Raw genomic sequence first — 7,350 nt, 5'->3', positions numbered from 1 at the left:
CGCATTACGCCGCATGGACATCAGCGGCGACGAAATGACCGGGCACGGCTTTCGTGCGACCGCGAGAACCATAGGTGCTGAGGTACTGGGGTTTCGCCCAGACCTCCTGGAGCATCAGCTTGCTCACACGGTAAAAAATCCGCTGGGACGTGCGTACGATCGAACCACCTTTTTGCCGGAGCGCCGTGAAATGATGCAGACCTGGGCCGACTATTTGGACTCGATAAAGAGCTAAATGCTCTGTCAACTGTGCTCTTGGGTGGGTCGATACCTACCCACCCAAGGAGAGGAGCATGCGAGTTGCTATCGGACATGCTCGCATGTTAAAAATCGTTCGTCCCAAGCGATCCCTATCGATCCGCAACGGTCCGCCACGTCGCCCTGGTAACGACGTTAAAAACTTTCGCCTCGTTCGCATTCGCTGAACGGGCCGCATCAACTTCCATCGGTTGATTTGCGCATCTGGCATGAACACTCTCATACCGTTCTGCCCCTAGAAGCCTCACGGCCTAGAACTTCTGTAGCCCACAACGACCTCCGACGCTACCGAACATAAATCTCGGAAACGCGCATATACCTATGTGTGGCAGATGCCCGTGCTCGCTATATAGCCAGCCGATATCCGTCTTTTTCCCTTTTAGCAGTAGTGCCGGAGGACGCTGCCCCACGCTTCAGAACCTAGGACTCAAACCTATGGCAATGCACGTTAGCAACTCTGACAACGTCGGCGACGATGACAAAATTCTTCGTTTGCGCGATGTCGAGGCAATCGTCGGCTTAAAACGCTCAACGATCTATCGCAAAATATCGGAAGGCCTTTTCCCGCGACAGCGCCTTTTGTGCGGCTCCAGCGTCGGTTGGCGTAATAGCGAAGTCCAGGCTTGGATTCGGCAAAGGGAGGCGCTGTAATGCAGCTCCGAACACCTCAACAGCCAGGCTGGATGGTAGAACTCACAGCAGCGGTCGATATTCCAGTGGAAAAGATCCAGTGGATTTGGCCAGGCTGGCTGCCAAGGGCAAAGCTATCCATTCTTGCCGGCGCAGGTGGATGCGGCAAAACCACGTTGGCAATCTCGCTGGCCGCCACGCTCAGTAGAGGTGGTGACTGGCCAGACGGCAGCAAAGGTGAGACCGCTGGCAACGTCGTAATCTGGAGCGGCGAGGATGGTATAGCTGACACCATCATTCCTCGCCTTACGGCTGCAGATGCAGACCTAACCCGCGTGCACATTATCGAAGGGCTCAGGGATCAGAGTGGGAACAGGCGACAATTTGATCCTGCAGCCAACTTTGCCCTTTTGAATGAGGCAGCCGCAAGGATTAACGGCGTCTCATTGCTGATTTTCGACCCCCTGATCAATCTCATTCGTGGGGATATGCACCGAGCAAACGAAGTTCGGCAGGGGCTACAAATGGTAGTGGACTTCGCAGAGCGGCATTGTTGCGCTGTCCTCGGCATATCTCACCTAAGCAAAGGTACGTCCCAGTCCTCCGCAGCTAATCGAGTCATCGGCAGCCAGGCATTCTCCGCGCTCGCTCGCACTGTACTGGTGGCTGAGAAGGATCAGAATTCAGAAGCCAGGGTGCTTGTCCGAGCCAAGTCCAACGTTTCGATTGATAGCGGAGGAATTGAGTATTTCGTTGAGCCCGTCGTTATAGGCGAGCATCTGGAAACAACCTGCATCCGATGGGGAGAGGCCATCGAAGGAAGCGCTGAAGCCATTCTGGCTGCTATCGAGCAAACGGGTGGCGCAAGACTCGCATCAGCCACTCAAGAAGCTTGCAACTTTCTTGAGGAGACGTTGCAAACGGGGCCTGTTGCGATCACTACGTTGCTGTCTTTAGCTGAGGCGTCTTGCATCTCTCAGGCATCGCTTCGCAGAGCCCAGAAACAGCTAGGTATACGTTCACACAAAACAGGTATGCAGGGCGGATGGGCATGGGAGCTTCCCACCGCTCCCTGAAGGCGCTCAACGCACGTCGAAGGTGCTCAATACTTGTGTTGAGCACCTTCGTTTTATTGAGCGCCTTCGCCTCACGACCAGGGAAATCCTAATATGGACGCAGCCCGAGAATGCGCAGTCGTAACAAGGGGCGAAGCGGCTAGCGGTGGTGAAAGCCGCTTTGCCTAATGGGTGTAAGCATTCGTCATTGCGCATGCGGCAAACGAAGTCAGAACTCGAGATCGCGATCGCTGGCGGCGACCATGCCCTGCTGACGCTCGACGCCATTCGCGCAGAGGCGACGACGCTCAAGGCGCAGGAATATTCGATGACGCGCGCGTTCGGCGACGGAGGTGACGGCGACCTGTACAGCTTGTTCCAGTTCTGAACGACGTCACTCAAAACTCTCCTCGCCCTCGCGGTCGCGGCTGCGCTCATGATCGATACGCCGGTCTAGCTCGGGGAGGATGGCATCCACCCATTGCCGGACATCGGTATACGGGCTTTCGCGGAACGTCAACACCTGAGCCTTGCGACGGTCAAGGATGTCGGCAAGCGAGCCGCTCCAGCTCCGAGGATGGAGGCGAGTCCAGAAATCGCCGAGAAAAGCGCGCTTGTCCGGCGCATAATTGAGCATATCGAGAAACAGCGGCGAGATGCCGTTATCCTCCTCGTCGTCGACCTTTCGCCTGAACATCGAGATGGCACGGCCGAGCAACGTATAGCGCGTCGCCGCATCCTGGTCCGCCCATTGGCGCAGGACCGCCGGGTCCATGTTCTCGACCGGTGTGCCGAAGCAGAAGTCCGCATCGAACAGCCGGTGGTTTCGCGATGTCATCTCAGGTAGAAGGAACATATCGAGCCCCGCAGCGGGGTGGGTCTCAAACAGCGCCTTCAGCACATGGCTCAAATCATGGCGGGAAAGATAGCAGACCTCCATCGCGCCGCGGATATTTGCACAGACATCGCGAGCCGTCGCTTCACCGTCGCTCCCCGTACAGCAAACCCGAATGATCGTGTGCAAGCCATAGTCACGCAAAGTGCCCTTCTTGCTGAAATCGGTGCGGCGCAGCAGGTTGCGGCCGAGCGCGATCAACGTCGGATTGCGCTGCCGGCCGGCTTCGCGGTCGCGATAGAAGTGCATGTGCAGGATATCGAGCGCGATCTCGACCCCGTCCGGCAGATCCGCAATATCGAGCAGCAGGAGAGCTAATGCCTCCGGCGGTGAATCGCCAACGATGCCGTTGGCGATGCTCATGAAGTCGAAGGACTGAAGCGCACCTTTCTCGATCGCGCGTCTCAGCCGCGCGATTCCTGCCTCGTCGATCCCAATCCGCGCCTGAAGATAAGGAAGCGAGCGGGCCAGTGCCGGGTTCTCGATCACGGCTTCCAAGCTGGTTTCGGCAAAGCCAGTGTCACGCTGATGCGCTTCGTAGATGAAACCGCCGAGCACAGTCGCATTGCGGCTCTTAGACTCCGCCGCCTCGAAATGACCGACCAGATCGCGCCAGATCTCAGCAAGGTCGCTCGCACCTTCGGCGAGGCCGCGCCCGCACTCGAGCGCGCGCTGGGCATGGGGTTCGACCATCAGCTCGGTCAGGAATTCGGCGCGCGTCTCGGAATCGTGCGCCAATTGCCGGCCGACATCCTGAGCCATTTGGGCGGCCCTGTGCCACGGTTTCATCACATCCCCATCGTCCGGCTCGCCGTCCGCAACTTCCCAGCCGCCAATGCTACGATTGAGCACGACCGCGCGCGCCTGATGGAGGAGGTCGGACGGCTTGAGCCGTTGGATGATCGCCTCGAGCCGCTTTCGCACTGGCTCGGGCATCGCGTTGCCTTCGAAGCGGAGGCAGGTGCGAAATGCGATCCAGCCCTCGATCCAGGGCTTCACCTTGACGAACGTGCTCGCTGCGCGATCCAGGGCGTCGTGGCAGGCGCCAAAACGCCAAAGGTCGCGCACACTGCCGGCAAGCGTGATACGCGCGTCATTCAGGACTGACGACAGCTCGACGGCGAGATCGATAGCGCTGTCGTACCAATCCCACACGTCCTTGTTCAGCTTCGGACGCCATCCCCAGTCGCGCGACCGTGCTCCGAAATCGAAGCTGCTCGACGAGGTGAAATTGTGCGCGGTCAGAAGCGCGTCAAGCGCGACGGATGCACAGCGGCGCTTGTCTGCATCACCGGATTTCGCCAGCAGACGCACTAACGCGCGCCGTTGCTCGGGTGGAGTCTGGGTCCCGGATAGATACAGGTGGAAGAGCTCGGCAAACGCGTCGCGGGCGGAGTTTTGATTTTGGTCGGCAGGCTCGGCGGCAAGGAAGCGGGCGAGCAGCGTCGCGGCGGTCTCGAACATGTGCTGCTCATAGCCGAGCGTCTTGATGAGGCGGATCCATTGCCACCGGGTCGGCTCGTTCGACGACAGCAATATTGCCCCGTTGGGACCATCCAGTTCGTGTTCGATTTTCGCCAGCACCGCCTCTGGCGCAACTGGGGCGATATTGGTCAGGATCTCGAGGCCTTCTTTGCCACGCGTCACGAGGTCCCCGAGCGGCCCATCGCTTCGCAGCCAGCGCGCGACCGCAGCCTGAGCCTCTGGGCTATCATGAAGATAGCCCAGACGGCGGGAGAGCGACTTCTGCATGCGTGGCGTCAGCGAGGCGCTGAACCGTTCGAAGTCCGACGGCGGTATCCGTTGGAGAGCGAATGTGGCAAGCGGATTTGCAATCGCGTGTGGGAGGATCGCCTTCCAGCGGCCGCGCACTTGTGCGATGCCGCGTCGGCGAAGCTCCGCAAGTGCGGCGTAAAGCGTCGCCGCGCTCACCGATCGCAGGCCGCCGATGCGCGCGAGTTCGCCATCGGATGAGGTGTCCTCGCCGTTGATCGAATAGAGTAACGACAACTCTTCCGCCGCATTCAATAAATTCTGATCGGGCTGATTGCGCTGCTGGAAGATTCGCTCGAACAGCTCGCGGCTCTTGAGCTTGCCCAGTGTCTCACCCTTACCGAGCGTTTCTGCCAGCGCGCGTGCCACTCGGAAGTTGCCATCGCTGAAGTCAGCGATGGTTCGCCGGTCGATCTCAGACACGTCCGGGAAGGATCGCTCGAGCCATTCTGCGACCAGGTCGGGCGAGGCGGACTGCAGCCGGAAGACTTCGGTCCGCTCGGGCTCGTCGTCGCGAACATCATATTCGACGGTGAGAAGGCTAACGTTGCTGGTGCTTTCCGAACAGATACGAGTGAGCTCGGTGTGAGTGGCCGGATTGCAATTATCGACTATAAGAATGGCTCGTTGCCCGCGAAGAACGAGCTGTCGTGCCATGTCGCGCGCGGTGGGATGGGTTTCGGCCGAATAGTCGGTATAGATTGCGAGGCTCGGATCGAGCGGCTCCTCACCAACCTCGCTCTCGAACAGCGCCTGGACCAAACGAGTCTTGCCCAAGCCGGACATGCCGATCAACCGGATACATTGCTTCGGGGTGCGAAGCGCGGCGCGAAGGCCCTTGATACCTTCGGCGATCGTCAGTTGCTCGCGTTCACGCGAGCGTTCATCGGTCAGGCAAGCCTTGTCGTTGGATAGATAGGAAGTATCCTCGGCAACGTGCGTTCCGGTCCATCCCCCGATGCTGCTCCAGCCCGACAGACCGAGACCGACGCGGTTGCGGACCCAGGCGGCGATGCCCGGATATTCGTTGACCCAGGTCGCGATGCGATCGCGGTCGTAGAAGTCGGTATGGAAATCACTGGCTTCGGGAAGATCGTGCAGCGCGGCGCGCATCGCCGAACGCCGATCTGCAAGCGGTTTATCCGCGACAGACCCCTGCGAACTGACGATGATGTAGGCGCCGGATTCTGCGGCGAGCTCGCAGATGACCTGCCGCAGCTTCCCGTCGACGCCACCCTTGGGCTTCGGCCGCATCTCGCCTTCGATGGCGCCTGCTGGCATGTCCGGCTTCTTCACCTGAAAGCCGGTGCATGACCGCGGGACGAAGTCGGGATTTGCAATCGGCGCGGGACACTGCACGCGCACATCGAGTCCGCCATCCGCAGCGTCCTGATTGCCGCCTGCGGTGACCGCCGACAGGGGACAGCCCTGTTTTCGCAGCTCCGCCAGCGCAAGACGGGCGACGAGGGTGCGCAAATCGACATCGCCCAGATTGGTAATATCGGCACCTGTTACTTCGAGCATTTTACCCGGCCTTTCCTAGGTAGATTCTGTCAATGATCGCGTAGATAAAGCCCTTCATAATTGGCAGGCTTACCGCCAACTGTGTAGTTCAGCTAGAAACTACTTGCCAATGAAATAGAGATTGCCGTTCTTGTTGTAAATCGCGGCAGGTCGGAAGTCCTTAGGCCAATTCCGTCCAGGATAGTATGCATACATCCATTCGGGCAGGTGACGAGCAATACCCGCCAGCGCATCCATGCCATCCTTATCAGCTCTGCTAGCGTCAGCAAATAGCTCGCCTGAGGGATCGGTCAGGAAGATCGGACCGTAGGCTTTCTCGGCCGAGATGAACGCTGGAGCAACGCTCGCAGGAGCATCGAACGGCGTAGGATTCCCGGCTGCCAAATCTGCAAGCCTGCCGTATTTCTTACCTGAGCCGTCAGCGTACTTAGCAGGCTCATGGCGCAACTTTGAGATTGTTCCACCGAAGTATTTCTCTCTCGCATCAAGCCAGGCTGACCTGACCAACGCAGACGCCTCCTTCGGGTTAGAAGCGAGCTCCTCAGGCACCCAGGCAACCTGGTAGTGATAGACAGGGCCAGCACTGCCACCACCCAGCAAGAACAACCCGACGCCAAGAGAGGCTGCTCCTGCGCTGCTAAAACCAGTTGGAGGTGACACGTATCCCAAACCTGCCGTCGCTAGACCTATAGAGCCTCCCGAAGACCGCGGCGCGCTTAAGTTATCTACTTCGTTCCCGACCATTTCCCTTGGAATATCGCGCTGACCATCGATGCGCATGGCTTCCAGAACCAGCATGGCATCGGACCATTTTTCGCGAGGAACATCTTTAGGTTCTGGCAACGTGGCCTTCGGGGTACTGGAGCAACCAATCAACGCAACCAGCAGCAAGGTACCAACGCATCCCTTCACAGAAAAAAGCACCGACATGAAAACTCCCTATTTTTATTCAGTGGTAGTCCGGCACACGTAGTACGCCGGAGACATCCTTCACTTGCCTGCCAAGTCATAACGCCCAAAATTATCTGAGCAACTTCAGCGGAAAATACCACCACTTAAACGACCGCAGATGATTTCGGCGAACCGACGTAGCGGTAAAGCGTTGTTCGGGAAACGCCATACCGTCGGGCAACATCGGTTACTTGTATCTCCGGATCTCTGAGAAGGGCCCGTATCTCACGTACCTGACGATCATCCAGCGCAGGCTTGCGCCCC

The 7,350-nt window shown here is 58.7% G+C and carries 7 protein-coding genes; 4 read left to right on the top strand and 3 right to left on the bottom strand.

Translation table 11 applies throughout. The annotated features are described in order from the left end of the window. From ACF1G2_RS35940 to ACF1G2_RS35925, 4 genes are all read left to right on the top strand, one after another. The coding region (locus tag ACF1G2_RS35940; protein WP_391802356.1) for a tyrosine-type recombinase/integrase at nucleotides 1–235 on the top strand (235 nt) is incomplete at its 5' end. 344 nt (nucleotides 236–579) lie between these two features. After that, nucleotides 580–909 carry a helix-turn-helix transcriptional regulator gene (locus ACF1G2_RS35935; RefSeq protein WP_391802355.1) on the top strand — a complete coding sequence of 110 codons (330 nt, stop codon included), beginning with the start codon at nucleotides 580–582 and terminating at the stop codon, nucleotides 907–909. Next, nucleotides 909–1,964 (top strand): AAA family ATPase, encoded by a 1,056-nt coding sequence (locus tag ACF1G2_RS35930; protein ID WP_060772864.1) that lies wholly within the window; start codon nucleotides 909–911, stop codon nucleotides 1,962–1,964. The genes ACF1G2_RS35935 and ACF1G2_RS35930 overlap by 1 nt, the downstream gene beginning before the upstream one ends. Nucleotides 1,965–2,157: 193 nt before the next feature. Continuing rightward, nucleotides 2,158–2,331, top strand: a complete 174-nt coding sequence (locus ACF1G2_RS35925) for a hypothetical protein (RefSeq protein ID WP_391802354.1) — start codon at nucleotides 2,158–2,160, stop codon at nucleotides 2,329–2,331. 6 nt (nucleotides 2,332–2,337) lie between these two features. Here the strand turns inward: ACF1G2_RS35925 and ACF1G2_RS35920 are convergent, their stop codons facing one another. The 3 genes from ACF1G2_RS35920 to ACF1G2_RS35910 all read right to left on the bottom strand — a co-directional run. Beyond that, complete coding sequence (locus tag ACF1G2_RS35920) at nucleotides 2,338–6,135, bottom strand: hypothetical protein (RefSeq protein WP_060772863.1); 3,798 nt, start codon at nucleotides 6,133–6,135, stop codon at nucleotides 2,338–2,340. A gap of 99 nt (nucleotides 6,136–6,234) precedes the next feature. Beyond that, nucleotides 6,235–7,065: a hypothetical protein gene (locus ACF1G2_RS35915; RefSeq protein ID WP_060772862.1), complete on the bottom strand. Its 831-nt coding sequence runs from the start codon at nucleotides 7,063–7,065 to the stop codon at nucleotides 6,235–6,237. 125 nt (nucleotides 7,066–7,190) lie between these two features. After that, nucleotides 7,191–7,350, bottom strand: a 160-nt coding sequence (locus tag ACF1G2_RS35910; RefSeq protein WP_391802357.1) for a helix-turn-helix domain-containing protein, incomplete at its 5' end; no start/stop codon positions are given.

It is taken from the genome of Streptomyces sp. NPDC013457 (assembly GCF_043089925.1).
In the GTDB taxonomy this organism is placed as follows: domain Bacteria; phylum Actinomycetota; class Actinomycetes; order Streptomycetales; family Streptomycetaceae; genus Streptomyces.
The sequence above is the reverse complement of the archived record's forward strand: the minus strand, read 5'-3'. Positions and strand labels throughout refer to the sequence as shown.